Annotated in this window: 26 protein-coding genes; 7 read left to right on the top strand and 19 right to left on the bottom strand. The window is 65.3% G+C overall.

Annotation, left to right across the window (positions count from 1 at the left end):
• Window positions 1-98: 98 nt before the first annotated feature.
• The 5 genes from MAB_RS08480 to lepA form a co-directional block, all read right to left on the bottom strand.
• Window positions 99-899 (bottom strand): hypothetical protein, encoded by an 801-nt coding sequence (locus MAB_RS08480; RefSeq protein WP_005110186.1) that lies wholly within the window; start codon window positions 897-899, stop codon window positions 99-101.
• The gene (locus MAB_RS08475; protein WP_005060281.1) at window positions 896-2,866 is read right to left on the bottom strand and encodes a glycoside hydrolase family 15 protein; all 1,971 of its coding nucleotides are present in this window, start codon (window positions 2,864-2,866) and stop codon (window positions 896-898) included. Before MAB_RS08475 ends, MAB_RS08480 begins: the two co-directional genes overlap by 4 nt.
• Before the next feature lie 39 nt (window positions 2,867-2,905).
• Window positions 2,906-3,088, bottom strand: coding sequence for a hypothetical protein (locus MAB_RS08470; protein WP_005084975.1), 183 nt, complete (start codon window positions 3,086-3,088; stop codon window positions 2,906-2,908).
• A 6-nt stretch (window positions 3,089-3,094) separates the two neighbouring features.
• Window positions 3,095-4,093, bottom strand: coding sequence for an NAD(P)H-dependent flavin oxidoreductase (locus MAB_RS08465; RefSeq protein WP_005129986.1), 999 nt, complete (start codon window positions 4,091-4,093; stop codon window positions 3,095-3,097).
• Between the two features lie 158 nt (window positions 4,094-4,251).
• Window positions 4,252-6,105, bottom strand: a complete 1,854-nt coding sequence (lepA, locus tag MAB_RS08460) for a translation elongation factor 4 (protein WP_005084973.1) — start codon at window positions 6,103-6,105, stop codon at window positions 4,252-4,254.
• 77 nt (window positions 6,106-6,182) lie between these two features.
• Between lepA and MAB_RS08455 the strand changes: the two genes are divergently transcribed.
• The gene (locus MAB_RS08455) at window positions 6,183-6,782 is read left to right on the top strand and encodes a type II toxin-antitoxin system PemK/MazF family toxin (RefSeq protein WP_005074591.1); all 600 of its coding nucleotides are present in this window, start codon (window positions 6,183-6,185) and stop codon (window positions 6,780-6,782) included.
• A gap of 28 nt (window positions 6,783-6,810) precedes the next feature.
• Here MAB_RS08455 and gplR1 read toward each other — a convergent pair whose 3' ends face one another.
• The 4 genes from gplR1 to MAB_RS08435 all read right to left on the bottom strand — a co-directional run bounded on the left by gplR1 (window position 6,811) and on the right by MAB_RS08435 (window position 11,005).
• Window positions 6,811-7,458, bottom strand: a complete 648-nt coding sequence (gplR1, locus tag MAB_RS08450; protein ID WP_005084972.1) for a TetR/AcrR family transcriptional regulator GplR1 — start codon at window positions 7,456-7,458, stop codon at window positions 6,811-6,813.
• A gap of 63 nt (window positions 7,459-7,521) precedes the next feature.
• On the bottom strand, window positions 7,522-8,361 hold the full coding sequence (locus MAB_RS08445; protein WP_005093147.1) for a transglutaminase family protein: 840 nt from the start codon (window positions 8,359-8,361) through the stop codon (window positions 7,522-7,524).
• The gene (locus MAB_RS08440) at window positions 8,361-9,338 is read right to left on the bottom strand and encodes an alpha-E domain-containing protein (protein ID WP_005060265.1); all 978 of its coding nucleotides are present in this window, start codon (window positions 9,336-9,338) and stop codon (window positions 8,361-8,363) included. The genes MAB_RS08445 and MAB_RS08440 overlap by 1 nt, the downstream gene beginning before the upstream one ends.
• A complete protein-coding gene (locus MAB_RS08435) occupies window positions 9,338-11,005 on the bottom strand; it encodes a circularly permuted type 2 ATP-grasp protein (RefSeq protein ID WP_005084969.1) in 1,668 nt (555 codons plus the stop codon). Before MAB_RS08435 ends, MAB_RS08440 begins: the two co-directional genes overlap by 1 nt.
• Before the next feature lie 244 nt (window positions 11,006-11,249).
• On the opposite strand from MAB_RS08435, the gene rpsT reads away from it, so the two are divergent.
• Window positions 11,250-11,510 carry a 30S ribosomal protein S20 gene (rpsT, locus tag MAB_RS08430; protein ID WP_005060261.1) on the top strand — a complete coding sequence of 87 codons (261 nt, stop codon included), beginning with the start codon at window positions 11,250-11,252 and terminating at the stop codon, window positions 11,508-11,510.
• Between the two features lie 97 nt (window positions 11,511-11,607).
• Here rpsT and holA read toward each other — a convergent pair whose 3' ends face one another.
• Window positions 11,608-12,558, bottom strand: a complete 951-nt coding sequence (gene holA, locus MAB_RS08425; RefSeq protein ID WP_005110184.1) for a DNA polymerase III subunit delta — start codon at window positions 12,556-12,558, stop codon at window positions 11,608-11,610.
• A 153-nt stretch (window positions 12,559-12,711) separates the two neighbouring features.
• Between holA and MAB_RS08415 the strand changes: the two genes are divergently transcribed.
• From MAB_RS08415 to MAB_RS08395, 5 genes are all read left to right on the top strand, one after another.
• Window positions 12,712-14,565: a hypothetical protein gene (locus tag MAB_RS08415; protein ID WP_005087554.1), complete on the top strand. Its 1,854-nt coding sequence runs from the start codon at window positions 12,712-12,714 to the stop codon at window positions 14,563-14,565.
• Window positions 14,562-14,720, top strand: a complete 159-nt coding sequence (locus tag MAB_RS08410) for a hypothetical protein (protein WP_005084965.1) — start codon at window positions 14,562-14,564, stop codon at window positions 14,718-14,720. The genes MAB_RS08415 and MAB_RS08410 overlap by 4 nt, the downstream gene beginning before the upstream one ends.
• Window positions 14,721-14,732: 12 nt before the next feature.
• Complete coding sequence (locus MAB_RS08405) at window positions 14,733-15,101, top strand: hypothetical protein (RefSeq protein WP_005087553.1); 369 nt, start codon at window positions 14,733-14,735, stop codon at window positions 15,099-15,101.
• Window positions 15,098-16,423 (top strand): hypothetical protein, encoded by a 1,326-nt coding sequence (locus MAB_RS08400; RefSeq protein ID WP_005084962.1) that lies wholly within the window; start codon window positions 15,098-15,100, stop codon window positions 16,421-16,423. Before MAB_RS08405 ends, MAB_RS08400 begins: the two co-directional genes overlap by 4 nt.
• Before the next feature lie 87 nt (window positions 16,424-16,510).
• On the top strand, window positions 16,511-17,929 hold the full coding sequence (locus MAB_RS08395) for an NAD(P)/FAD-dependent oxidoreductase (protein WP_005110181.1): 1,419 nt from the start codon (window positions 16,511-16,513) through the stop codon (window positions 17,927-17,929).
• Window positions 17,930-17,934: 5 nt separating this feature from the next.
• On the opposite strand, the gene MAB_RS08390 is transcribed toward MAB_RS08395, so the two are convergent.
• The 9 genes from MAB_RS08390 to MAB_RS08350 form a co-directional block, all read right to left on the bottom strand.
• A complete protein-coding gene (locus MAB_RS08390; RefSeq protein WP_005087550.1) occupies window positions 17,935-19,452 on the bottom strand; it encodes a ComEC/Rec2 family competence protein in 1,518 nt (505 codons plus the stop codon).
• Window positions 19,449-20,282, bottom strand: a complete 834-nt coding sequence (locus MAB_RS08385) for a ComEA family DNA-binding protein (RefSeq protein WP_005110179.1) — start codon at window positions 20,280-20,282, stop codon at window positions 19,449-19,451. Before MAB_RS08385 ends, MAB_RS08390 begins: the two co-directional genes overlap by 4 nt.
• An 84-nt stretch (window positions 20,283-20,366) precedes the next feature.
• Window positions 20,367-21,203 (bottom strand): DegV family protein, encoded by an 837-nt coding sequence (locus MAB_RS08380; protein WP_005084954.1) that lies wholly within the window; start codon window positions 21,201-21,203, stop codon window positions 20,367-20,369.
• 3 nt (window positions 21,204-21,206) lie between these two features.
• Complete coding sequence (gene octT / locus MAB_RS08375) at window positions 21,207-21,950, bottom strand: diglucosylglycerate octanoyltransferase (RefSeq protein ID WP_005084952.1); 744 nt, start codon at window positions 21,948-21,950, stop codon at window positions 21,207-21,209.
• Window positions 21,937-22,602 carry a glucosyl-3-phosphoglycerate phosphatase gene (gene gpgP / locus MAB_RS08370; RefSeq protein WP_005084950.1) on the bottom strand — a complete coding sequence of 222 codons (666 nt, stop codon included), beginning with the start codon at window positions 22,600-22,602 and terminating at the stop codon, window positions 21,937-21,939. The genes octT and gpgP overlap by 14 nt, the downstream gene beginning before the upstream one ends.
• On the bottom strand, window positions 22,599-23,012 hold the full coding sequence (rsfS, locus tag MAB_RS08365; protein ID WP_005074555.1) for a ribosome silencing factor: 414 nt from the start codon (window positions 23,010-23,012) through the stop codon (window positions 22,599-22,601). Before rsfS ends, gpgP begins: the two co-directional genes overlap by 4 nt.
• A complete protein-coding gene (nadD, locus tag MAB_RS08360) occupies window positions 23,009-23,698 on the bottom strand; it encodes a nicotinate-nucleotide adenylyltransferase (protein WP_071997867.1) in 690 nt (229 codons plus the stop codon). Before nadD ends, rsfS begins: the two co-directional genes overlap by 4 nt.
• Before the next feature lie 47 nt (window positions 23,699-23,745).
• Window positions 23,746-25,167: a vWA domain-containing protein gene (locus MAB_RS08355; RefSeq protein ID WP_005110177.1), complete on the bottom strand. Its 1,422-nt coding sequence runs from the start codon at window positions 25,165-25,167 to the stop codon at window positions 23,746-23,748.
• Between the two features lie 31 nt (window positions 25,168-25,198).
• Window positions 25,199-26,104, bottom strand: a complete 906-nt coding sequence (locus tag MAB_RS08350) for an AAA family ATPase (RefSeq protein WP_005084944.1) — start codon at window positions 26,102-26,104, stop codon at window positions 25,199-25,201.
• Between the last annotated feature and the right edge of the window lie 11 nt (window positions 26,105-26,115).

Genomic DNA, 26,115 nt, shown 5'->3' with positions numbered 1-26,115 from the left:
TGAGCGGGTTGCGGCGGCGGCTCCAGACACCCGGCGACAAGCTCACACGTCACTAAAAGCGCCGAGACGAGACCGATCTTCACAAGCGATTACCCCCATTACTGACGCAGCACCGGCACGACCGTGGGATCGACCAGATCAGTAATCTTCTCCCATGGCACGGTGATCGGAACAAAATCGCCGGCGGCATGTGAGACCGGAACATAGAACCGCAGGCCGGTCGGTGCGGGTAGCCATTGCTCGAGTCGCACATTGATGCTGTCCGGGCGCACCCGCCCGGTCGGATCCAGACCGGGCAACACCTCCCGTAACCGTGCCATCGCCGCGTATTGGTTGGGGAACAGATCGTCATAGGTGATGGGTTGCGCGGTATCGCCGTTGACCACCGTCGTCGAAACCGACACATTGGGATGAGCGGCACCGCCCGCGTACCAGAGGTATACCTGGATGCCTGCCACCACATGCGGCCCGATGAGGGCGACGCGCGTGGTCTCGGGGCCGGGCCCCACGTCCCCGTCGTTGATGGACACCGTCAGGTCCCTGCTCGGTCCGGGCAGGTTCTCGATCAGATCCCGCAACGCGGCGCGGGTGCCGTCGTTGAACCGATCGCGTACGGCATCCACGCCGCCGGACAGTTGAGGCAGATGCACGTCATAGGTGACCGTCCCGTCCGCCCCCTTCGCCGCCACCAATTCGGGGGTGTACCCGAAGGCAGGCGGCGCGGTACCCGGTGCCGGCCCGGCCGGGGCGGAGTTTGTCGACGAACCCGGCGGCGTTGCCCCCGAAGAGGAACCGGACGCCGCGGTCGTATGCTGCGCCTGATCGTCGGTGCGGCCGCAGCCGCCCACGATCACACACATCACCACCGCGACGGCGGCGGCACCGCTCCGGACCGTCATGTCGGCGCGTTGGCGGGTTGGAATGTTCCGCTCACGTCTGCCTCCTCTTCGGCCCGGATGACGTGGACGACTGCATTGATCAACGCCAGATGGGTGAACGCTTGCGGGAAGTTGCCCAGGTGACGCCCGGTGGCCGGGTCGATCTCCTCGGCGTAGAGCTGTAGTGGACTTGCGAAGGAAAGCAGTCGCTCACAAAGGTGCCGCGCGCGGCGCACCTCCCCGATCTCGACCAGGGCCGAGACCAACCAGAACGAGCAAATGGTGAAGGTGCCCTCCTCACCCGAGAGCCCGTCATCGGTTTCCTCCACCCGATAGCGCAGCACCAGGCCGTCATGGGTCAGCTCATCGGCGATCGCCAGCACCGTCGCCCGGATCCGCGGATCGTCGGACGGCAGAAAACGGTTCAGCACCGCGAGCAGCAGCGAGGCATCCAAAGCTGTTGAGCCATAACGCTGTACCAACACACCCCGTTCATCGACGCCGTGCTCAAGGATGTCTTCCTTGATCTCATCGGCGACGGCACGCCACTGCTGGGCATAGCTCTTCTCACCGTGCATCTCGGCGAGTTTGGCACCTCGGTCCATCGCGACCCAACACATGATCTTGGATGAGGTGAAATGTTGCGGCTCGCCACGCACCTCCCAGATGCCACGGTCGGGTTCACGCCAGTGCCGTGCCGCCTCTTCGGCCTGGTTCTTCAGAATCGGCCACAACGTCGCGGGAATCTGCTCGCGCGACTTGGCGTGCACGTACACCGAATCGAGCATGGTTCCCCAGATATCGTGCTGAATCTGGTCGAATGCGCCATTGCCTATCCGGACCGGCCGGGCGCCGTCGTACCCGGACATATGCGGCAGCTCACCCTCGGTGAGCGTGCGTTCGCCGCCCACGCCATACATGACCTGCAAGGGATGTTTCTCGCCGTTGTTCGCACCGGACGCGTCGGCGATGAACGAGAAGAAATCGTCCGCCTCACGATCCAGGCCGAGGGTGTACAGGCCCCACAGTGCGAAGGTCGAGTCCCGCACCCAGGAGTAGCGGTAATCCCAGTTACGCACTCCCCCAGGAGTTTCCGGCAGCGAAGTGGTCGAGGCCGCCAGCAGCGCTCCGGTGGGTGAATAGGCCAGTCCCTTGAGCACCAAAGCGCTGCTCTGTAGGTACGAGCGCCACGGATGGTCGGGGAATTCGCCGATGTTGATCCATTGCCGCCAGGCCTCGGCGGTCTTCCACATCTTGTCGGCCGCCTCCGCATATGTCTGCGGCACAGGGTGTTTGGACCAGCTCAGCGCGACGAACACGTTATCGCCCTCGGTGAGCCGGGTGCGGGCGCGCGCTTCCCGGCCTTCCAGTCCCAGCCGCAGATTCGTGGTGAGCTTCAGCGTCGGATTGGCGTCGGGGTTCTTGGCAGCCCGACATATCGCCTCGCCGTATCCATCGCCGGAGTACTCCCAGACGGCCCCCTCACGGTGATAGTCGAAGGCAGGCTCGCAGTTCATGAGCACCTCGACTGTCCCGCTGACACAGCGCACCGTGCGCAGCAGGATGTGCTCGGCATCCCAGTCGGTCGGGGTGCGCTTATGCGTTTTTGAACGGGAATCGACATCGTGCCAGGGCCCCAGCACCAGCGCGTCACGGACGGTGAGCCACCCGGTCTTGGTCTGCCACGTGGTTTCCACCATCAGGCTGCCCGGCAAGTAGCGGCGCGCGGCCGGCACATTATGCCCGTAGGGCGCGATCCGGAAATGGCCCGCCCCGCGGTCGAGGACAGCCCCGAAGATGCTCGGAGAATCCGGCCGCGGTACGCACATCCATTCCACCGACCCGTTGGAGGCGATCAGGCAGGTGTTCTCCCAATCCGAGAGAAACGCGTAGTCGGCAATCGGCGGGAAGGGCCCGCGCCGCTGAACAGGAGACTGACTGGAAAGTAGCCCTTCCAACGACAGTTCGGGATCAAGGGATGACACCATCCGACCATCGTAGGTGCGACCTGGCTACGCACCCGCTATTTAACGCCGCCCACGCAGGTAGATGCCGAGTCCACCGAAGAGCAGCAGATTGAATACCAAGAGCGACACGAGAACACCGGTGGAACCTCCGCTGCGCGGGCCCGCCAGGTAGATGACCAGATCGAGGCCGATCAACAGGAACGCGGCAACGAGCACCGTCCAGATGAGAGTGGCTGGTTTCATACCCACCTATCCTTGAGCCGCGCTCAGTTCAGTGGCCAGCGTGGCCATCAGTTCGGCCACCGGAAGCGCGCGGGCGCGGTGGTGTTCGGTACCGGCCCACAACGACATGACATCCGGATCACCGCTGGCCCGTAGTTCCTTGGTGGCGGAGTTCAGGGCCGGGAAGCTCACCGGGGCAACCGCTTCCATGTCGCGCTGAAACGCGTTGGAGATACTGCGTGCGGGCCGGCCGGAGAAGACCCGGGTGACTACGGTATCGGCCGGCTGCAGCAGGGCATCCTTATAGACCTGTTTGGCCCCCGACTCGTCGGTCACCACCAGCGCGGTGCCCAACTGGGCGGCCGCGGCACCCGCGGCGAGCACCCGGGCGATATCGGCGCCGTCCATGATTCCGCCGGCGGCGACGACCGGCAGCGCGGTCACCGACCGAACGCTCGCGATCAGATCCAATAACGGCTCGTCCGGGGCACCCGCGTCGAAACTGCTGCGATGCCCACCCGCCTCCGGGCCCTGCACAACCAGCGCATCGGCACCGATGCCCTCGGCGATCTTGGCCTCCGCTGCACTGGTGACGGTGATCCAGACCTCCGATCCGGCCTCGCGCAGCCGGTGCGCGTCCGGCGCGGTGGGCACGCCAAAGGTAAAGGACACCACCGGTACCGGATTGGCCACCAGATACTCGATCTTGTCGGCGTACGCGTCGTCGTGCCAGACGGGATCGCCGGGAGCGACCTCAAGCTTGTCGGCCCAGACCTTCAGCTTGTCCAGGTACTCCCTCAGATCGGCGCCCTGATCCGGGGTGGGCACGAATACATTGAAGCCGAAGGGCAACTCCCCCATGGCCTCGCGATCCTGCTCCAGCTGTGTGATGGTGCGGTATCCGGCGGGCAGCAGGCCGAATCCCCCCGCCGCGCTCACCCCACGCGCCAATGCGGGGACGGTGATGCCGCCTGCCATCGGGGCACCAACCACTGGAAGACGAAGCCCGGCAAGCACGGTACTCATGCGACCCAGCGTATCGACGCGATGAGTTTTCCCACCCGGGTGGGTCGGTATGCCGAGCACACCTCCGGCGCGAACATGCTCAAATGTGCCTGAAATCGATCTGAAACGGGGTATTTGAGCATGCTCGCGGTGGTACCGCGCTTGTTCGGGAGGTACCGCTACTTCTTCGGTTTGTCCGCCGTCGACTCGGTGGACAGTGCCGCCACAAACGCCTCCTGCGGCACCTCGACGCGACCGATGGTCTTCATGCGCTTCTTGCCCTCCTTCTGCTTCTCGAGCAGCTTGCGCTTACGGGTGATATCACCGCCGTAGCACTTGGAGAGCACATCCTTACGGATGGCCCGAATATTCTCGCGCGCAATGATTCTCGATCCGACAGCGGCCTGCACCGGCACCTCGAACTGCTGGCGCGGGATGAGTTCCTTGAGCTTGACGGTCATCTTGTTGCCATAGGCCGAGGCCCCGTCCTTGTGGACGATGGCGCTGAACGCGTCGACCGCCTCGCCCTGCAGCAGGATGTCGACCTTGACCAGATCGGCCTCCTGCTCGCCGGCCTCCTCGTAATCCAGGCTGGCGTAGCCGCGCGTACGCGACTTCAACGAGTCGAAGAAGTCGAAGATGATCTCGCCCAACGGCATCGTGTAGCGCAGCTCGACGCGTTCGGGTGACAGGTAGTCCATGCCGCCGAGCTCGCCGCGCCGCGATTGGCACAGCTCCATGATCGAACCGATGAATTCACTCGGCGCGATCACCGTCGTCTTGACCACCGGCTCGAACACCGACCGGATCTTGCCCTCGGGCCAGATGGACGGATTGGTCACCATCATCCCTGGATCATCGGCCGTCATTCCTTCGGTAATCACCCGGTACACCACGTTGGGAGCCGTCGAGATGAGGTCGAGGTTGAACTCGCGTTCGAGGCGCTCACGGGTGATCTCCATGTGCAGCAATCCCAGGAAGCCACAACGGAATCCGAAGCCCAGCGCCACCGAGGTCTCCGGCTCGTAGGTGAGCGCGGCGTCGTTGAGCTGGAGTTTGTCCAGCGCCTCGCGCAGGTTCGGGTAGTCGGATCCGTCCACCGGGTACAGCCCGGAATAGACCATCGGCTTGGGTTCGCGGTAGCCGGTCAGCGGCTCCTTGGCGCCGTTGCGCGCGGCGGTGACGGTGTCACCGACCTTCGACTGGCGCACATCCTTCACGCCGGTGATCAGGTAGCCCACCTCGCCGACCCCGAGTCCCGCGGAGGGTTTGGGCTCCGGCGAGACGATGCCCACTTCCAGCAGTTCGTGGGTGGCGCCCGTCGACATCATCGCGATCTTCTCGCGCGGAGTGATCTTGCCGTCCACGACGCGCACGTAGGTGACCACACCGCGGTAGATGTCGTAGACCGAGTCGAAGATCATCGCCCGCGCCGGCGCATCCGGATCACCTTGCGGCGCTGGGATGAGCCGCACCACCTCGTCGAGCAGCGCCGCGACGCCCTCCCCGGTCTTACCGGACACCCGCAGCACATCGGAGGGCTCGCAGCCGATGATGTGCGCGATCTCCTCGGCGTAACGCTCCGGATCGGCCGCGGGCAGGTCGATCTTGTTCAGGACCGGGATGATCGTCAGGTCCTTGTCCAGCGCCAGGTACAGGTTGGCCAGCGTCTGCGCTTCGATGCCCTGCGCGGCGTCGACCAGCAGCACTGCCCCCTCGCACGCCTCCAGGGCGCGCGACACCTCGTAGGTGAAGTCGACGTGCCCGGGGGTGTCGATCAGGTGTAGCACATGGTCCTGGCCATTGAGCTGCCACGGCAGCCGCACGTTCTGTGCCTTGATGGTGATGCCGCGCTCACGCTCGATATCCATGCGATCCAGGTACTGCGCGCGCATGGAACGCTCGTCGACCACACCGGTCAGCTGCAGCATCCGGTCGGCCAGGGTCGACTTCCCGTGGTCGATGTGGGCGATGATGCAGAAGTTACGAATCAGCGCCGGATCCGTGAACGTCGTGTCGGCAAAACTTGGCACGGCACCATGCTCCCATGCCGCGCGGCATGCTTCTGACACGCACGTCGTGAGGGACTACCGGTCAGTATGCTCGCACCATGGCGTCACAGTGGCAGACGCTCGGGCGCAAGCTCGGGAAGATCGCGGTGAACACTCTGGAACAAGTCGTGTTCCGCGAAGGCCCGAAGGTGCTGCGGCAACTGCAGGGCTCGGAATTCGTCCAGCGCGGGCTTCAGCTCGGGCTGGAAGCGATCGGCGTCGTCGAACCGGAGCAGCAGACCGCCATCCCGGGCCGTCCGGTGACCAACCGCAGCGTGCCCACCGCCCACCGGGCCCGCCGCATCGAGTACTCCCCCGACTTGGATGGGCGCGCCGATCCCGGCGAGATCGTATGGACCTGGGTGGTCTACGAGGATGACCCCGCACAGGGCAAGGACCGCCCCGTGCTGGTGGTGGGGCGCGATGGCGCACTGCTGCTGGGCCTGATGCTCTCGAGCCGGGAACGTCTTGACAGCGATCCGGACTGGGTGGCGCTGGGCAGCGGCAGCTGGGATTACGACGGGCGGCCCAGCTGGGTGCGCCTCGACCGGGTGCTGGACGTACCCGAAGAGGGCATCCGCCGCGAGGGCGCGATTCTGGACGTGGAGCGATTCAACGTGGTCGCGGCGCGTCTGCGCGCCCAATTCTCCTGGAGCTGAGCGGGAGGCCCGTGAAGCCCCAGCGTGCTCAGTGCTCGACGGAGTTGTGTACCGGCAGCGGCGTGAACATCGCTTGATCGACGAACTGCGCGGTGTATTCGGCCAGCTCTTCGCGTTCAAGCCGCAGCCGGCCGTCGAGCCACGCCAGGACGGTGCCGGCTACACCCGCGGCCAGGGCCTCGGCCTGAACCGCGGTGTAGTTGGGATCGGCCTCCGGGTCGAACTCGGCGCGCGCCGCACCCAGCATCAGCGCCATGTAGTGCGTCAACCGCATCCGGCGACGGGTGAGCCGCTGGCTGCCCATGGCCTCGGTGGCGATCACACGGGCGCGCCGGGGGTCGGCGGTCAACGCGGTGACCGCACCGACAACGCCGGCGTGCACCTGCGAGCGCGAGTCCTTGTCGGCAGCAGCCATGGCCGAACCTGCCGTGGCGATGCTGTCCTCGATGATCCAGTCGAAGACCGCGACGAGTAGCTCGTCGAGACCGTCGAAGCACTCGTAGAAGTAACGAGTGTTCAGTCCGGCGGTCTTGCAGATCTCGCGGACCGTTGTCGCTGCCCAGCCCGAGCTGGCCATCACCTCTAGCCCCGCCTCGAGCAGGCGTCGCCGCCGCTCTGCACGGCGCTCGTCTGCCGTTCGTCCGCCGTATAGCCCGGTAGCTTGTTTGGTCACCATGGTCTACGCATTATTACTCTTCTTGCCAGACACCTGTGCAATAACCGGCTATTTCTGCGCCGTTTAGGCGAGTCGCGTCACCTCGACGACAACGTCCAGATCGGTCGAGCCACCGCCCGAATAGATGCCTTTGAGAGGACTAACGTCCGAATAGTCCCGCCCGACGCCGACGGTGACGTACTGCTCGTTGATCTCGCTGTCGTTGGTGGGGTCGTAGTCCCACCAACCGCCGGCCCAGCCCTGGATCCAGGCATGGCTCTGCCCATCCACGGTTTCCCCCACTGCCGCGTCCCGTTTCGGATGCAGATAGCCCGACACGTAGCGAGCCGGGACGCCCATACTGCGCAGCAGCACCAGCGTCAGATGCGCATAGTCCTGGCAGACCCCCTTGCTTTCTCGCAGCGCATCCAGCGCCGAGGAGTGCACGCCCGTGGTGCCCGGCATGTAGTCCAGCTCCGAGTGCACCCATTTCGACGCGGCGATGATGGCCTCCGCGGGGCTGACATCCTTGGCGATCCTCTTGCCCACAGATTGCACCTTCTTGCTCTGCGGCACATACGCGGTGGGCGACAGGTATTCATCGAATCGATCGACCACCGCCGTGGTGTGCACCTCGTCCCAGTCCACGACCTCCTCGGGCTTCTCGGCGACGTCGGTCTCGACCACCGACAGACCGGTCACCTCGAGTTCGGTGTGCGGGGCGTGGAGATCGAAGGTCGTGACGGCAGTACCCCAATAGTCCACATACCGGTACGACCGGGTGGCCGGGACGGTCTCCACCCGATTCAGGATCACGTTCTGCCGGCCGTCACTGCGCGGCGTCAACCGCGCCTCGTTATAGGAGGCGGTCACCGGCGTCTTGTACGCATACCCGGTGGCATGCATGATGCGCAGGCGCCACATCAGATTTCCCCCTCCTCGATGGGATCCACGTCGTGTCTTCCTCCGGCATCGGACCAGGCCACCCACGGTGCGGCGTGGAAGTACTGCAGCGCCACCGCTTCACCGAGCTCGCGGCACGTCTGCTGCAACCCGGCCAGCCGGGTCGGTAGATCCTCCAGCAGCACACCCGGTCTCATGAACTCCAACTCGCTGCGGGCGCGGCCCAGCAGCCGCTGCGCCTCGGCGCGCGCCCCAACCCGGCTGTGCGGCCGGTGATCCAGCTCGTCCAGGCTCTGTTCGGCCTGCCGCAACGAGTGGAACACCGAGCGCGGAAACAACCGGTCCAGCAGCATGAACTCCACCACCCGATTGGCGTCCAGCACGCCGCGATACGTGCGCAGGTAGGTGTCGTGCGCGCCCGCGCTGCGCAGCAGCGTCACCCAGGCCGGTGACGAGGCGCGGTCACCGACACGTGAAAGCAGCAGCCGCACCGTCATGTCCACCCGCTCGATGGACCTGCCGAGCACCAGGAACCGGTAGCCGTCATCGCGGCTGAGGGTGGAATCGGCAAGCCCCGCGAACTGCGCGGCACGCCCCTCCACGTAGGTGAAAAACTCGTGCGGGCCCAGCCGGCGAGCAGCACGCTCGCGATCCGGCAGCGCATTGAACGTCGTATTGAGGCACTCCCACATTTCCGTGGAGGTCACTTCGCGTGCGCCCCTCGCGTTTTCACGGGCCGCGGAGATCGAGTCCACGATCGAACCGCCCTGCACTCCCCTGCTGAATGCGACGAGCTCGGTCAGCGACCACACATCGAGCACGGTGTCCGGCGCCTCGATCCCCAGAACCCGCAACAGCACCCGGGAAGCATGATCGGGGTCCACGCTCGCGTCCTCCAGCAGTTGATGCACCGTGACATCGAGGATGCGCGCGGTGTCATCGGCACGTTCGACGTAGCGACCGATCCAGTACAGCGATTCCGCGTTTCGGGCCAGCATCAGCGCCACCGGCCCTGTTGCTGTTGCTGTTGTTGCTGCACATGATGCTGCTGCAACCCCGCCGTGGCGACCTCGGGCCCCTGTTCGACCTCGGCGGCCTGCGGTAGTTCGGACACCAGCTCGGCGCCCGCCAGCTCGCGCTCTGCCACCGATGCCCGCGATGCCAGCACCCAGGTGTCCTTGGAACCGCCGCCCTGGCTGGAGTTCACCACCAGCGAGCCTTCCGGCAGCGCCACCCGGGTCAGCCCTCCGGGCAGTACCCACACGTCATCACCGTCGTTGACGGCGAAGGGACGCAGATCCACGTGCCGCGGCACCAACTGGTCGTCGATCTTGGTGGGCACCGTGGACAACTGCACGACCGGCTGAGCCACCCAGCCGCGCGGATCGGCCTTGATCTTCTTGGCGATCGCGGCACGCTCCTTCTCCGATGCGTCCGGCCCGAAAACGATGCCGTATCCGCCGGAGCCCTCGACGGGCTTGATGACGAGGTGCTCGAGACGATCCAGCACCTCCTCGCGTTCCTCGTCGAGCCAACATCGGAACGTGTCCACGTTGGCCACAATGGGTTTCTCGCCCAGGTAGTACTCGATGATGGTCGGGACATAGGTGTAGACGAGCTTGTCGTCACCCACCCCATTGCCCACCGCGCTGGAGATCACCACGTTCCCGGCGCGCGCGGCGTTGAGCAGGCCCGCGACTCCGAGCACCGAATCGGGACGGAACTGCATGGGATCCAGGTAGGTGTCATCGATGCGGCGGTAGATCACGTCGACCTGGCGCTCACCCTCGGTGGTGCGCATGTAGACCTGGTTGTCGCGGCAGAACAGATCGCGCCCCTCGACGAGTTCCACGCCCATCTGGCGAGCCAGCAGTGAGTGCTCGAAGTAGGCAGAGTTGGCAACACCCGGTGTGAGAACCACCACCGTGGGGTCGGCCTCATTGGTGGCCGCCGATTTGCGCAATGCCCGCAGCAGATGCGAGGAATAGTCATCCACCGCCCGCACCCGGTGCGTGGCAAACAGGTCCGGGAAGACCCGCGCCATGGTGCGCCGGTTCTCCATCACGTAGGAGACCCCGGAGGGCGACCGCAGGTTGTCCTCCAGCACCCGGAAGGTGCCCTGAGCGTCACGGACCAGATCGATGCCCGCGACATGTATCCGTACACCGTTGGGCGGATTGATCCCCGCGGCCTCGCGATGGAAGTGCTCACAGGACGTTACCAGCCGCCGCGGAATCACCTCATCGCGCAGGATCTCCTGGTCTCCGTAGATGTCGGCCAGATACATCTCCAGGGCCCGGACCCGCTGGGCGATGCCCCGCTCCAACCGGGACCATTCCGCGGCGGCGATGACGCGCGGCACCAGGTCCAGCGGAAACGGACGTTCTTGACCCGACAACGAGAAGGTGATGCCCTGATCGATGAACGCCCTGCCCAGGGCGTCGGCCCGCGCTGCCAGGTCGGCGGCGTCGGTGGGCGCGAGCTCGGCATAGATGCCCTTGTACGGGCCGCGCACGTTGCCGTCGGCATCGAACATCTCGTCGAAGGCCTTGGAATAGGACCCCTTCTCGGACACCAGTTCGCGGTATCCGCCGAATATCTGATCGTCGCGCCGGGTTAGCCGTGGCGTTGCCGCCGTGCGTGCCGGGCGCCCCGAGTTCGGCATCACTGTTCGCAGGCTCACCTTGCCTATGCTGCACCAACTTGCCGGATTCGGCAGTGCGTGCGCGGGTATCGCCGATACTTGCTGGCCACCTGGTCGACATCTCGCGTTGTGCGCTGTGCCTCCGGTTTCAGGTTTTGGCCGTCCTCCTGGTAGTCTCTTCCCCTGCGGCGCTGCTCAGCTGCCCCGGGTCCAATGATGCCGGGCCTGCCGCCCCACCAGACGAATTACCGAAGGACTTAGACGCGTGGCCAATATCAAGTCGCAGGAAAAGCGCATCCGCACCAACGAGCGTGCCCGGTTGCGCAACCAGGCGACCAAGTCGTCGCTGCGTACGGCCATCCGCGGCCTGCGTGAGGCGATCGCCGAGGGCGATAAGGAGAAGGCGGGCGAGCTGCTCGTTTCCACCAGCCGCAAGCTGGACAAGGCCGTCACCAAGGGCGTCATCCACAAGAACCAGGCCGCCAACAAGAAGTCGGCGCTCGCCCTGGCTCTGAACAAGCTCTGATCCTTTCCTGATCAACGCCGAGTGTCAGCGCTTCCGCGCACACTCGGCGTTTTTCGTGCCCTCGGCCCCATTCGCAACCGGCTAGGTACACACCGGGCTAGGTGCTCACCAATTCGGCCACCCGGCGCACTGCCGATTCCAGCGCATAATCCGCATCGGCCGCCACGCCCTTCACATCGGCATTGAGGGCGGCCACCACCCGCATCGCCTCCGCCACCGCGTCACGCGTCCAGCGGCGTGCTTGCTTCTGAGCCTTCTCGATGCGCCACGGCGGCATACCGAGCTCGGAGGCCGCGGCGTACGCGTTCTGCTTGATGGGGCCCACCCGCGCGATGGTGTGGACCGCCTCGGCGAGCGCATCGGCCAGTAGCACATGCGGCACACCTCGCTGCATCGCCCAGCGCAGCGTCTCCGTCGAGCCCGCGATGTCACCCGTCACCGCCTTGTCGGCGATATCGAATCCGGACACCTCGGCGCGCCCGGAGTGGTATCGGCGCACCGCGGCCCCGTCGACACTGCCATCGGTATCGGAGACCAACTGCGAACAAGCGGCCGCCAATTCGCGGATGTCCGAGCCGACGGCGTCGATCACGATGGCCACCACGTCGGCGTCCACCTTCTGCCCCAGGCGACGAAACTCCTTGTGCACGAAGTCCGCCCGCTCAGCGGCCTTGGTGATGCGTGCGCAGTTGTGGACCGAGGCGCCCAGGTTCTGCAGCGTGGTGGCCAACGCCTTCGCACGACCGCCGCCCGAATGCTGGACGAGCAGAAAGGTTCCGGGCGGCAGATCGGTGGCCGCCTGCTCGATGAGAGTGACAGCATCCTTACCGGCCTCGGCAGCCGCCTCGATGACGATGACCCTTTCGTCGGCGAACAACGACGGGCTCAGTAATTCGGCGAGTTCGGCAACGTCCACCTGACCCGCGCGCAGCCGATTGACCGGAATATCGGCTCCTGCTTTACCCCTGACTGCGTGCAGTACCGAGGTCACCGCACGCTCGACCAGTAATTCTTCGTCTCCCAGGATGAGGTGCAGCGCATCGGTCACCCGATGATCGTCCCATGCCCCGCGGACAGCCAGAGTCCGATATCGATTGAGTGGTCGATTGACACGTACCTCTGTTTGAGCGGACGAATTCTGGAAATATTGCCCGCCAGCACCACCGGTTGCCCCCTACTCAACCGACAGGATGGCGAGCCCATGACAACACACTCTGTGCGCATCATCGCAGCCGCCAATGAGGGCGGTGGAGCGGCGCTCGACCAGGTGATCGGAATGTCTGTGGCTGCCACGATCGTCTCGGTGGGTCTGTTGTGGATCGGCTATCTACACCGTCAGCGACGGATCACCTGGCTACAGAGCCTCGCGGACAAAGTGGGCAACAAGTTCAACCGGCCGCCCTGGGTCGCACTCCAGATCTGTCTGTTCGTCACCACGATCGTCGCCGCGCTGTTCGGCTTCATCTGGGATGTCAGTCTGCACATCGGCAAGGGCCGCGACGCGGGCCCGCTAGCCAATCCCGCCCATTACTTCATCCTGTTCGGGCTGTTCTTACTGTTCATCGCCGGCACGCTGGCGATGGTCCTGCCCTACGACAAGCCCGGATCGGCGGCGGTGCGCATCACCCGCACCTGGTATGCACCGGTCGGCGGACTGCTAATGGCCATGTGCGGCCTGTATGCATTGATCGGGTTTCCACTAGATGACATCTGGCATCGCATCTTCGGCCAGGACGTCACGCTCTGGGGCCCCACCCACCTGATGCTGATCGGCGGCGCCGGGCTATCCCTGGTCTCGGTACTGATCCTCGAATACGAGGGCCGACGAGCCATCGGCTTCAGTGCCGACGATGACACACGATTTGTGAAGTTCTTGCGCTACTTATCGTTTGGCGGCTTGTTCATTGGGCTTTCGGTGTTCCAGATCGAATACGACTTCGGGGTTGAACAGTTCAGACTGGTACAGCAACCCATGATGATCGCCGCGGCCGCGGCGTTCGCCGCGGTGTGCGCGCGAATTGTGATGGGGCGTGGCGCAGCAATCATCGGCGCCCTGCTCGCCATTGTTCTGCGTGCGGCCGTCGCCTTGCTCGCGGGGCCGATCCTCGGCGGACCGACCAGCTGGTTCGCCCTCTACCTCGGGCCGGCGCTGGTGGTCGAGCTCATCGCGCTGACACCACTCATCAAGCGCCCCATACTCTTCGGTGCGCTCGCGGGCCTGGGCGTGGGCACCGCAGGTCTGTGGCTGGAATCGCTCTGGATCGGCGCCGTCTACCGTTACCCGTGGCCCGTGAGCATGTGGCCGGAGGCACTTGCGATGGCGGTACCGGCCGCGATCGCCATGGGCATCTGTGGGGCGCTGCTGGGCATGGTGCTCATCGGCCAGAAGCTGCCCGCCCGGCCCGTGAGCATCACCGCGGTGGTCCTCACGGTACTGATCCTGGGCGCGGCGGTCGCCAATGGCCTGCGCACCGAAGTACCCGAGCGTGCCACCGCCACAATTACCTTGAATGACCTGTCCAATGACGGTGGTAGGCGGATGGTGTCCGCGGATGTGGTGATCAATCCGCACGACCTCATCAGCGATGATCCCGAGTGGGTCACCATCTTGTCCTGGCAGGGCGGCTTGGCCAATGATCACGGTCTGGCGATCGACACGCTGCGGAAGATCAGTGAAGGCCACTACCGCTCGACTCAGCCGATCCCGGTATACGGCTCGTGGAAGACCCTGCTGCGCGTACAAGACGGCACCACCATGACCGGTGTCCCGATCTTCCTGCCCGCGGATCCCGGCATCGGGGCGCAAGAGACACCCGCGTTGGCGTCAAGCACAAGGCCGTTCACTCAGGAACTGTCGATCCTGCAGCGCGAACGCAATCAGAACCATCCGTCCTGGCTGTTCGAGGCGGCGTCGCTGGTGGTGCTGTTCTGCACCCTGGTACTGATCGCAGTGTTGAGCTGGGGCGCCGGACGCATCAACGGCACCGAATCACGCAGTGACAGTGACACATTGCCAACGCCGGGCCCCAAGGAGCCGGTGCCGCACGGCAAATGACCGTCGAGCATCTGGCCGACCACTCCCTACTACTGGCACTGCCCGCGTTCGCACCAGCGGTAGTGGTGGCTGGCGTGGTCATCTGGGTTGCCATGCGGGACCGCCGACGGGGCAACGAAGACGATCAGGCCAATGAGGAAGAAAACCGCGACTAGGAGGAACCGAGGATGATCAGAGCCCTCGCCACGATGACCGCTGCCGTCTTGCTCTGCAGCGGCTGCGGCACGTCCAGGGAGACCCCCACCACCGAATCCGGCACGCCGCCCCCTGCGCTGGCGGTCGACATCAGTATCAGGGGCGGGGTCGTCACACCGACCAACGCCGCGTTGTCCGCGCGGGTCTCCGAGCCCATCGTGGTACACGTGGATAGCGACGCCGCCGATGAGCTGCACGTGCACTCCACCCCCGATCACAGCTTTGACATCGAACCGAAGAGCGGCCAGACATTCCAGTTCACCGTGAATGTGCCCGGGAAGGTCGACGTGGAACTGCACAAACTGAAGAAGACCGTCGCCACCATCACCGTGCAGCCATGACGGGCGATCGGACGACGACCGTTCTGGCCCATGGGCTGGGCGGCTCGGCCGATCTTCCGATCCCGTACACCTACGCACTGATCGGCGCGGCGTGGGCGCTCACGTTCACCTTTGCGGTAGTGGCGCTGGCATGGAGGAAGCCCCGATTCGACACGAACCGAACGGGGCGACCACTGCCCTGCTGGGTTACCGCGATTGTCGACGCACCTGCCGCGCGCGGGGCGGTCACCGCAGTCGTACTGGCCGCGACCGCATGGATCACCGTCGCCGCAGTGCTCGGCCCACAGGACGGCAGGAACGCATTGCCGGGAGTCTTCTATGTTCTGCTCTGGGTGGGCGTGGTGGCGGCGTCGCTGCTGTGCGGGCCGGTATGGCGGGTGTTGTCACCCGTGCGTGCCGCGTACCGTCTGCTGCCGCTGGCGCGGCGGCCGCCCCCCGTGGCATACCCGCGACGCTGGGGCTATTGGCCCGCTGCCGCAGGACTGTACCTGTTCGTCTGGCTGGAGCTAGCCAGCGCTGATCCAGGATCTCTTGGCGCGGTGAAGATCTGGCTGCTGGGGTATCTATGCGTCACCATGGCGGGCGCACTGGCCTGCGGCACACGCTGGTGCGCGCAGGCCGATCCGTTCGAGGTGTACAGCATGGTGGCCTCGCGGCTGTCGCCCTTGCGGCGCAACACCGATGGCCTTATCGCGTACGGCAATCCGTTCGATCATCTACCGTCGCTGCCGATACGGCCGGGCATGGTGGCGGTGCTCGCGGTGTTGCTCGGTTCCACCGCGTTCGACAGTTTCTCGGCGATGCCGGAGTGGCGCGGACTCGTCGATGCGCTTGCCCAAGGATCGACGGTGGCATCGGTGGCCATCCGCACCGCCGGGCTGACGGTCTTCGTGATCGTGGTCGCGACAACGTTCTGCCTCGCGGCGCGCGCCACCGGCGGCGTGGACCGCGCCACCCGACGGAATCTGCCAGGGCTGTTGGCGCACTCCTTGATCCCCATCGTGATCGGCTACATATTCGCGCACTATCTGACCTATCTGGTGGAGCGCGGACAGCAGACCGTGCTGCGGCTCGCGGATCCGCTCGGGCGCGGGTGGCTGGCCGATGTCGATGTCTCGTATGCCCTGTCCATGCACCCATCCGTGCTGGCGACACTCAAGGTGGGGTTCGTGTTGGCGGGCCACATCGCGGGGGTGGTCGCGGCGCATGACCAGGCGCTGAAGGTGCTGCCCAAGCAGCATCAGGTGACCGGGCAGCTGGCGATGATGCTGGTAATGGTCGGTTACACCTTCACCGGGCTGTACCTGCTCTTCGGCGGCTGACCACTCAAAAGTAATCCGAATCTAAGGTAATTCTAAGAAAATAAGGGATATCTAAGGGTAGGGTGCATCGGGACGAAAGGATCAGCGATGACACCTCACGTTCGGGACCACAGAGATCACGCGGTAGTCCTTGGCGCCGGGATGGCGGGGCTGCTGGCAGCCAGAGTGCTATCCGAGTCGTACGCATCGGTCACGGTGGTCGAGCGTGACGAACTGCACAAGGTTGCCGCTGCGCGTAGCGGGGTACCGCAGGGACACCACATCCATATGTTCATGGCCGCTGGGACACAGGGGCTGGAACAGTTGTTCCCCGGAATCCTCGACGACCTCCGCACGGATGGCGCCACGGTCTGCGATGAGGGCGACCTGTCGCGCATCAGGATGCTGCTCGGCACTCACGAGATGTTCAATCGCACGAAAAAGTTCAGCGATCCGGAAACATTCAAGCTGTATCTCACCACCCGCCCATTCCTGGAATTCCATGTACGACAACGTGTTCAGCGATTGGGAAATGTCAAGTTCCTGGATGGGCACGATGTCATCGAACCCATGACCGCCGAGCACCGCATTACCGGCGTGCGGGTGGCGCGGCGCTCCACCGGTCTGGTGACAACACTCATCTGCGATCTGGTGGTGGATGCGACCGGCCGCACCCCACGCACGCAGACATTCCTGGACCGGCTCGGTTTTGCCCGGCCAGCCGAGACTCGCGTGGCGTCGCCGGTGACGTACGCGAGCCAGTTGCTACACGTTTCCGAGGACACCGACCTGGACAAGCTCACCTTTCTCAACGCCGCGCCCGGTCGCCCCTTCGGCGGGGCTATCGCCCGCTGCGAGAACGATACGGTCATGATGACTCTGGGCCAGTTCAACCTGGACGAGCCGCCCACCACGTTCGCTGAAATGATAACCCTCGCAGAGCAATTCGTGCCCCACGCGGTCGTGGAGACGCTACGGTCGGCGGAACCGGTGGGCGCAGTCCACAACTTCTGGTACCGCGATGCCGTGTGGCGGCGATACGACGAGATGGACGGGTTCCCGGAGGGACTACTGGTCATCGGCGATGCCGTCTGCAGCCTGGACCCCATCAGGGGCCAGGGTATGACGATGGCGCTCCTCGAGGCGGCGGCATTGCGAGACTGCCTGTTCGAGGGTGACGCGGACCTCGCCCGCCGGTATTTTCAAACGGTCGGCAAGCGCATCAGCACGGCGTGGGAACACAACAGAATGACGGCACCACTTCACAGCTCGGCCCCCGACAGCGCGACCTTCGGACAACGAGTCAAGTGGAATCTGATGGCATGGTGGTCCGCGAAGATGCTGATGGCGGCGCGAAACGACATCGCCATCACCGAAACGATATTGCGGGTCAACAACATGCAGGACGCACCGCGGTCGATGAGGCGGCCCACGTTCGTGCTGCGCGTGCTTCGCCACTGCTGGCGCCGTCATGAAACTTCCACGGCGCCCGCGCCTCAGCGCCAACTCACCCTGTCCGGGGTGTAGCCCGGCTAGCTCACCACTCTCGCCGAAATCATCAGCGCAAGCGCACACAGCACCCCGGTCCAGACAAGCCCACGGAACCACCGCCGGCGCCACAACCACACCGCAATACCAAGCAGCACAGCTACAACAGCGAAGCCGAGCACGCCGGCGGGCACCGGAATCGCTGTTGTACCACCTGCGGACGCGTAATCGGCGACCCGCAGCAGCCACCACAATTCGGGCCCGCAAAACCTCGCCAGCAGCCCGGCCACCTGCGGTGAGACGACCGTGAGAGCCGCGGCCGCGGTACCGAGCACGGTAATGGGCACGATCACCAGCCCCGCGAGCACATTGGCCGCTATCGAGGCCATGCTTACGCTGCCCGAGATCGCCGCGATCACAGGCGCGGTCACCAGCTGGGCGGCGACCGCGACGCACAGCGCATCGGCCAGCGGCTTGGGCCAGCCCCGCGCCGTCAGGCGCATCGACCAGCGCGGCGCCAACACCACCAGAGCCGCGGTGGCCACCACCGACAACGCGAAGCCGATGTCGACGGCCAGCCCCGGCGATACCGCGAGGAGGACCAAAATTGTTGCGGCCAAGGCAGGTATGGCTTGACGGCGGCGTGCCGTCAGCACGCCCAGCAGACCGATCGCACCCATCACCGCGGCTCGCAGTACGCTCGGCGATGGCCGCACCAGAATGACGAAGCCCACAAGCACCAACCCCGCCAACACCACCGAGGTCCGCAGGCCGATCAGCCGGCCCAGCAGCAGCACCGCCCCGCACACGATGGATACGTTGGCCCCCGAGACCGCCATCAGATGCGTGAGCCCGGACGTACGAAACATCGCCACCGTCTGCGCGTCGAGCGCGCTGGTGTCCCCCAGCACCAGGCCCGGTAGTAGCGCGGCCTCGCCGGCCGGCAGCGCGTTTCGAGAAACGTCGACAAAACGATCACGAATACCGTTGGCCACACCATGAATCGGCGAATGCCCGAAGATCGAGGGCTCCGCCACCACAGTGAGCGTTGCCACCGTCAAGTCACGGCGACCGGGGCGGGCAACGGCCGCGCGCGCCCGCACCGTGTCACCGACCGCGACCCGGCCCAGCAGAGAGGAGGATCCGAAAACCAGCACCGCACCTGTCATCCCCTGCACCGGATCACCCAAACCGACCAGGTCGGCGCGCATCATCGCGCGACCGCCCGTGACGCTCCTCGGATCGTCGGTCACCCGCAGCTGCGCCGTGACGATCTGCCCCACCCGGGATCGCAGGGGATGGTTCTGCACCCCATGGTGCCGTATCGCGGCAGCCACCGAGAATCCCATCCCCGCGATGAGGATGCTCGCCACCGCGGCGGCAACCGCCCCGTTCCATCGACGCCGGCTCAGCCGCACCCAGATCGCGCCTATGCCCAACGCCGCTGCCGTGAAATAGCCTGTCGGCCAGAGAATTCCAGTAGCAGTTGCAGCCCAGGCGGCGAGCGCGGGCGGCACCAACCGGAGATCCAGTACTGGCTCATCAGCACCCGCCGACGTCACAACACCACGAAATCGCGCAACTTGTCCAGCCGCGAGGGACCGATCCCGTCCACCTCCGCGAGCTGGTCGATGCTGGTGAACTTCCCGTGCTCGGATCGCCACCGCACGATCGACGCCGCCATGACCGGCCCTACGCCCGGCAGCGCATCGAGCTCGGATTCTGTTGCCGTGTTCAGATTTACCCGGCCGGGCGCGCCCGGCCCCTTGCTGCCTGTGCTCCCGGCCGGCGTCTGTCCGGCCGCGACAATCGAACTTGCCATCCCCACGGGCTGCCCCGGCACCGGAGCCAGGCCGACCACGATTTGATCACCGTCAGCGACTGGCCTCGCCATGTTCAGGGTGATCACGTCGGCACCGTCGACAGCTCCCCCTGCCGCCGTGACCGCGTCGGCTACTCGTGCACCGGTGGCCAACGTGACCAAGCCAGGACGCTTGACCAGGCCGACCACGCTGATGACCAAGGAACTCGGCGCCGACACCGAGCTGGATGATACCGGTTGTACCGGAGGAAGATTCGCGCTGACGGGGGCGGGCGGCTGGCGCATCACGGTGAAGACGGTGACCAGCACCGCCAACACGCCAATCGCACCCAAGGCGACGACACCGGCACGGCCCGGGTCGGTGCGGACCGACTCCAGCCAGCCCCGCGTGCCGCCCGCAGTCAGCGAGTCGGGGAGCCAACGTAAAGCCGACTCCGGCTCAGACCCGGCGGCCGCCCTCGCGAGGTCCTCGTCCTCGTCATCGTCCTCGTCATCGTCGTCGTCGTCGTCATCGTCGTCGAACTCGCGCCCGGCGGGTGCCAGACGCCGGTGTAACAGCTCGGGTTCCATGTCTTGACGCTAGAAAACGGCACCGCCCCGGACCAGCGTGAGATCGGCAATTGTGGATCAACACGAGATTGTGGACAGACCCGGTCAGTCCACCGGTTCGGCGCACACTCCCACGGCGCCGGGGCCCACATGCACCGCCAGCACCGGTCCCATCTCCGAGATCACCGGCTCATGTGCGGTCACGAGCCGCGAGCACACCAGTTCATTCACCTTCTCGGCGGTCTCGGTGTTATCCACGTGATGGATCGTCACCGAGACCCGGCGCTCACCGACAAACTCGACGATGTTGTCGACCATCGCGCCGATCGCCTTGGTCGCGGTGCGTACGCGCTGGGCAAGAACCAGCTTGCCTTCTTCGTCGATCTGCAACACCGGCTTGAGAGCAAGCGCCGTACCGAGCCAGGACGAAGTGGCGCTGATGCGTCCGCTGCGCCGCAGGTGATCCAGCTTGTGCACCACCATGACGCAGCGACTACGCCCCACCGCATCCCGTGCGGCTTGATACGCCGCACTCAGGTCTGCTCCGGCGGCAGCAGCCCGCGCGGCAGCCAGCGCGACAAAGCCGCTTCCCATGGCCGCAGACTGCGAATCGACAACGTGCACCCGCTCGCCGCACTCACGCGCCGCCTGCTCGGCGGCCTCGAACGTGCTCGACAACCTGCCCGACAGGTGGACCGCAACCACCCCGTCGCCACCGCTGTCGATGAGCGCCTGCCGGTACACCTCGGTCAGCTCGGCCGGCGAGGCCCCCGCGGTGGTGGCACGGCCCTTCTCGTACACCGCGGCGGGGATGGGGTCCACTCCATCGCGCAGGTCCTGCTCACCGGTCAGTACGTGCAGGGGCACCAACCGGATGCCCAGCATCTCGGCGTCTTGCGGTTGCAGTCGCGCTCCCGAATCCGTCACCACGACAACCGGCATGGTTCACCTGGCCTTGAGCTCAGGCAGCACAGACTGCAGTGCGTCAATCATCAATTCGGCAACGCGCTCGTGAGCCACGAAGTTCCAGTGGATTCCGTCCGGATTGGCCCGGCCCGAGAACACTTCCTCACCGACGCCCTGCTTCAGATCCACCACGGGAATCTTGTGCTCGGACGCCCAAGCCGCGATGGCCGACGCGGTCGCTTCCCGGCCGGAATGCACGCGCCCATAGGACTCGGCGATGTGCACCGACGGCAGCGATGCGACCATGGGTAGCCCCGGGCGGTTGAAATCGAGTGCACCACGTGTCTTTTCGAGATATTCCACGGTGAGCTTGGGCGGCAGCGCAACGCGCGCGATCGGCGACAGTCGGGGCTGCAACCAGCCGTAACCCTCTCGGACCCAGCTGCGCAGCTTGGCGGGCCGGATCAGCCGAATGGATTCGCGCAGCGCCGTAGGTAGCGGAGACGGGAGCGAGTCCATGCCTCCGGTCGCGAAGATCACCGCACCCGCTGTGGGTACCGCCGCCCAAGCGCGCGGGTCCTGTATTGCTGCCCACCACACGTCCCGACAGGTCCAGCCGATCCGCGCGATCAACTCCAGATCCCAATCAAGTTTCTTGGCAACGATATTGGGCCAAATCCTGGGGTCACTGGCGGCCAGTCCGCCGGTGGGTCCGTAGTAGGACAGCGAGTCCGCGAAGACCAGCAGCGTCTTGCGCTCGGCGCTACCGTCAGAGGACGTCATTGGTCACCTGTGCCGAGGCATTCCACACATCCAGGCGCCACCGGATGTCATCGAATCCCGCCCCGTCGGCCGAATGTCCGCCCAACTGAACCCAACTCGCGTTACCCATCCCGCCGAGCACTGGCCAATTGCTCACGTCCAGCCGCAGCAACGCGGCGGTGAGTGCGGCGATCAGCCCGCCATGCGCAACCAGCACCACCGGATGATCGCGCTCATCGGTTCCCCACTCTGTCACCGAGTCAACGAGTTCTGCCACCAGCGGCACGCTGCGATTGGCCACGTCGATCCGGCTCTCTCCCCCGTGCGGCGCCAGCGTCGCGTCGTCGCGCCAGGCGGCCCGGGCGCCGGGGGCGATGGCGTCCACCTCGTGGTGTGTCAATCCCTGCCAGTCACCCAAATGTGTTTCCCGTAGGCGCTCGTCGACGGAAACCCCGACGTGGCAGCGGTCGGCCAGCGCCGTCGCGGTGTCATAGGCACGTTGCAGATCCGAGGAAACGATCGCCAACGGCAACCGCTTGGCCAGCACCTCGGCGGCGGCCACGGCCTGAGCCCGGCCCAGATCCGACAGCCCCGTGTCGAGTTGTCCCTGCATGCGGCTGTCGGCGTTGAAGGTTGTCTGTCCGTGTCGCAGCAGCACCAACCGCCGGATCATGCGCCTTCCTCCGCGTCGGCCGGTGCGTCGGTGGAGTACTCGGCGGGCAGCGCGTCCAGGTCGACCGGAATGGTCGGGCAGTCACGCCAAAGGCGTTCCAGCGCATAGTAATTACGCTCTTCCTCATGCTGCACGTGCACTACGACGTCCACGTAGTCCAGCAGCGTCCAGCGTCCCTCTCGGCCGCCTTCGCGGCGCACGGGTTTGTGCCCGGCCCGGCGCAACACCTCTTCGACCTGGTCGACAATCGCGTTCACCTGACGCTCGTTGGACGCCGACGCGATGACGAAGCAGTCGGTGATGACCAGCTGCTCGGACACATCGATGACGACGACATCGCTGGCGAGCTTGGATGCGGCGGCCTGGGCGGCCAGTGTGGCCAGCTCGACGGCTTCTGCGACGGCGGTCATGCGAGGCCTCCTTGATTTCCTTTGTTTCCGCTGTAAAGGCGGTGTTTTGCGACGTACTGCACGACACCGTCGGGCACCAGGTACCAGATCGGCCGTGCCTGGCCCGCCCGAATCCGGCAGTCGGTCGACGAGATGGCGAGCGCGGGCACCTCGACAAGTGACAACCCGTCGGGCGGGAGTTCGGCATGGGCGATGTGATCGGAGCTCAGTTCGTACCCGGGTCGGCTGACCCCGATGAACTTGGCCAGCGTGAACAGCTGCTCCCAGTTCTCCCACGACAAGATCGATGCCAGTGCATCCGCCCCGGTGATGAAGTACAGGTCGGCATCCGGGTGGGCGGTCCGCAGATCGGTGAGGGTGTCCACGGTATAGGTCGCGCCGCCGCGATCTATATCGGCGCGGCTGACGGTGAATCGCGGATTCGACGCGGTGGCGATCACGGTCATCAGATAGCGGTGCTCGGCGGGGCTGACCTTGCGTCCCTGCTTCTGCCACGGCTGCCCCGTCGGCACGAAGATGACCTCGTCGAGTGCGAACCGATCGGCGACCTCGCTGGCGGCAACCAAGTGACCGTTGTGGATGGGATCGAAGGTTCCACCCATCACCCCAAGTCTGCGTCGCTCAGATTGCACGAATTGCCAGCTTACTGGAGTGATCCGGGTGAGGCCGCGACGGTTGTCGCTCATAGCCGGGCACGCACGACATCTGTTTCAGCCCCGACCCGCCGCGAGCGCTAAACCGGCAGCAGATTGTCGATCACCGCGGCCAGCTGCTTGGCAGACCGGCACTCGTGCATGGTGATGGCATCCTGGTACCGCTTGGCCGCCGAATCGCCCGTTCCCCAGTGGTTCTTTGGTTCGGGATTGAGCCAGTGCGCATGACGGCTGGAGGACACCATCGACGACAGCACCTCAACCGCGGGGTTGCGATAGTTGGTGCGCCCATCCCCCAGGATGAGCAGCGCGCTGCGCGGGGACAGCACCGTGGGGAACTTCTCGACAAACGTCTTGAACGCATGCCCGTAGTCGCTGTGCCCGTCGCCGGTGAACACCTGCGCTTCCCGGGTGATCCGCACAATGGCCTCAGCCAGGTCGGTATCTGGCGTGAAGAGATGAGTCACCTCGTCGGTGGTGTCGATGAACGCAAAGACGCGCACCCGCGAGAACTGCTGACGCAGCGCATTGACCAACAACAGGGTGAAATGCGAGAAACCGGCCACCGAACCTGACACGTCACAAAGCACCACCAGCTCGGGGCGCGCGGGCCGGGGCTTTTTCTGCACGACGTCGATCGGCACACCACCGGTGGACATGGACTTGCGCAGGGTGCGACGCAGATCGATCTGGCCGGTGTGCGCACGCCGGCGCCGGGCAGCGAGCCGACTGGCCAACATCCGCGCCAGCGGATGCACCACTCGGCGCATGTTGCGCAACTGCTCCCCCGAGGCGCGCAGGAACTCGACGTTTTCGGCCAGTTGTGGCACGCCGTACGCGGTCACGCGTTCACGGCCCAGCTGTTCGGCGGTACGGCGTTTGGTCTCCGCCTCGACAAGCTGCCTAACTTTCGAGATACGCTCCTTGGCAATCGCTTTCGCAACCGCCTGGTCCGTAGGCGAGACCGGGGAGTCCTCGTCTCCACCACCGAGCAGACCGGTCAGCAGCTTGGCCTCGATCTGATCCAGGGACAGCGACTTCATGGCCTGGTAGGCCGAATACGAGGTGCCGCGGGTGGAGTTGTACTTCCCATATGCCTCCACGATCTGGGCGATCAACGAATTCAGCGGTAGGTCTCCGGCATCGGAGGCCAGCAGGTCCACCAGCTCGTCGCGCACCTGCTCGATGTCGTCGATATCGATGCCCTCTTCACCCACCTCGACGAAGCGCGCACCGAGCGCGGGCGGGAACCACAGATCGAACAGCACATCGAAGGTGGGCCGATGATCGGCACGCCGTAACACCGCGCAGGCCAATCCCTCCCGCAGTTCGGAGCGGCTCTGCAGTCCCAGCACCGTCATCACCCGGCCCGCATCCACGGTCTCCGACGGCCCCACCGAAATACCTTGTTCGCGTAGCGCTTCCACGAATCCGACCAGATGACCCGGCAGACCGTGCGGTGCCAGGGGCAACACCGCCTTCGGAGGCTTACGCGGAGGCATTAGCGCCGTCTCTTCGTCGCGCGAGTGCTCATCAGTTCAGCCTCAGCTCTCCTGCGGCACGCTGCTGGTCGGAATGATGTTTGAGCACCACACCGAGTGTCGAGGCGATGACGGCATCGTCCAGGGTGTCCAGTCCGAGCGCCAAGATGGTGCGGCCCCAGTCGATGGTCTCGGCGACCGAGGGAACCTTCTTGAGTTGCATGTTGCGCAGCACGCCGATGATCCGCACCAGTTCCTCGGCCAATGACGCGGGCAGCTCGGGGACGCGCTTGAGCAGGATTCGGCGTTCCAGCTCGGCATCGGGAAAGTCGATGTGCAGGAAAAGGCAGCGCCGCTTGAGCGCTTCGGACAGCTCGCGAGTGGCGTTGGAGGTCAACAGTACGAAGGGCTTTCGGCTCGCCGCGATGGTCCCGAGTTCGGGAATGGTGACCGCGAAGTCGCTGAGCACCTCCAGCAGCAGGCCCTCGATCTCGATGTCGGCCTTGTCGGTCTCGTCGATGAGGAGCACCGTGGGGTCCTCGCGACGGATCGCCGTCAGCAACGGCCGCGACAGCAGGAACTCCTCGGCGAAGACGTCGGTTTTCGTCTCGTCCCAATCACCGGATCCGGCCTGAATACGCAGGATCTGCTTGGCGTGATTCCACTCGTAGAGCGCGCGCGCCTCGTCGACACCCTCATAGCACTGCAGCCGTACCAGGCCCGAACCGGTGGTGTGCGCCACCGCCCTGGCCAGCTCGGTCTTGCCCACACCCGCCGGGCCCTCCACCAGTAGCGGCTTCCCCAGCCGATCTGCGAGGAATACCGCTGTGGCCGTGGCCGTGTCGGCGAGGTAACCGGTCTCGGCCAAACGTGTGGTGACATCGTCGATGCTCGTGAACAGCGGCGCGGTCTGGGTTCGGGACTGCGATGAGCCACTCGGGCGAAGAGGGTCAGACACGGTACTCCAGG

It is taken from the genome of Mycobacteroides abscessus ATCC 19977 (genome assembly GCF_000069185.1).
Lineage (GTDB): Bacteria > Actinomycetota > Actinomycetes > Mycobacteriales > Mycobacteriaceae > Mycobacterium > Mycobacterium abscessus.
This window is presented reverse-complemented; position numbering and strand designations above follow the sequence as displayed.

Bases quoted from the DNA above. Each gene is read 5' to 3' on its own strand.
- MAB_RS08480 (WP_005110186.1), bottom strand. From the start codon at position 899: ATGACGGTCCGGAGCGGTGCCGCCGCCGTCGCGGTGGTGATGTGTGTG.
- MAB_RS08475 (WP_005060281.1), bottom strand. From the start codon at position 2,866: ATGGTGTCATCCCTTGATCCCGAACTGTCGTTGGAAGGGCTACTTTCC.
- MAB_RS08470 (WP_005084975.1), bottom strand. From the start codon at position 3,088: ATGAAACCAGCCACTCTCATCTGGACGGTGCTCGTTGCCGCGTTCCTG.
- MAB_RS08465 (WP_005129986.1), bottom strand. From the start codon at position 4,093: ATGAGTACCGTGCTTGCCGGGCTTCGTCTTCCAGTGGTTGGTGCCCCG.
- MAB_RS08455 (WP_005074591.1), top strand. From the start codon at position 6,183: ATGGCGTCACAGTGGCAGACGCTCGGGCGCAAGCTCGGGAAGATCGCG.
- gplR1 (WP_005084972.1), bottom strand. From the start codon at position 7,458: ATGGTGACCAAACAAGCTACCGGGCTATACGGCGGACGAACGGCAGAC.
- MAB_RS08445 (WP_005093147.1), bottom strand. From the start codon at position 8,361: ATGTGGCGCCTGCGCATCATGCATGCCACCGGGTATGCGTACAAGACG.
- MAB_RS08440 (WP_005060265.1), bottom strand. From the start codon at position 9,338: ATGCTGGCCCGAAACGCGGAATCGCTGTACTGGATCGGTCGCTACGTC.
- MAB_RS08435 (WP_005084969.1), bottom strand. From the start codon at position 11,005: ATGCCGAACTCGGGGCGCCCGGCACGCACGGCGGCAACGCCACGGCTA.
- MAB_RS08415 (WP_005087554.1), top strand. From the start codon at position 12,712: ATGACAACACACTCTGTGCGCATCATCGCAGCCGCCAATGAGGGCGGT.
- MAB_RS08410 (WP_005084965.1), top strand. From the start codon at position 14,562: ATGACCGTCGAGCATCTGGCCGACCACTCCCTACTACTGGCACTGCCC.
- MAB_RS08405 (WP_005087553.1), top strand. From the start codon at position 14,733: ATGATCAGAGCCCTCGCCACGATGACCGCTGCCGTCTTGCTCTGCAGC.
- MAB_RS08400 (WP_005084962.1), top strand. From the start codon at position 15,098: ATGACGGGCGATCGGACGACGACCGTTCTGGCCCATGGGCTGGGCGGC.
- MAB_RS08395 (WP_005110181.1), top strand. From the start codon at position 16,511: ATGACACCTCACGTTCGGGACCACAGAGATCACGCGGTAGTCCTTGGC.
- MAB_RS08385 (WP_005110179.1), bottom strand. From the start codon at position 20,282: ATGGAACCCGAGCTGTTACACCGGCGTCTGGCACCCGCCGGGCGCGAG.
- MAB_RS08380 (WP_005084954.1), bottom strand. From the start codon at position 21,203: ATGCCGGTTGTCGTGGTGACGGATTCGGGAGCGCGACTGCAACCGCAA.
- octT (WP_005084952.1), bottom strand. From the start codon at position 21,950: ATGACGTCCTCTGACGGTAGCGCCGAGCGCAAGACGCTGCTGGTCTTC.
- gpgP (WP_005084950.1), bottom strand. From the start codon at position 22,602: ATGATCCGGCGGTTGGTGCTGCTGCGACACGGACAGACAACCTTCAAC.
- rsfS (WP_005074555.1), bottom strand. From the start codon at position 23,012: ATGACCGCCGTCGCAGAAGCCGTCGAGCTGGCCACACTGGCCGCCCAG.
- nadD (WP_071997867.1), bottom strand. From the start codon at position 23,698: ATGAGCGACAACCGTCGCGGCCTCACCCGGATCACTCCAGTAAGCTGG.
- MAB_RS08355 (WP_005110177.1), bottom strand. From the start codon at position 25,167: ATGCCTCCGCGTAAGCCTCCGAAGGCGGTGTTGCCCCTGGCACCGCAC.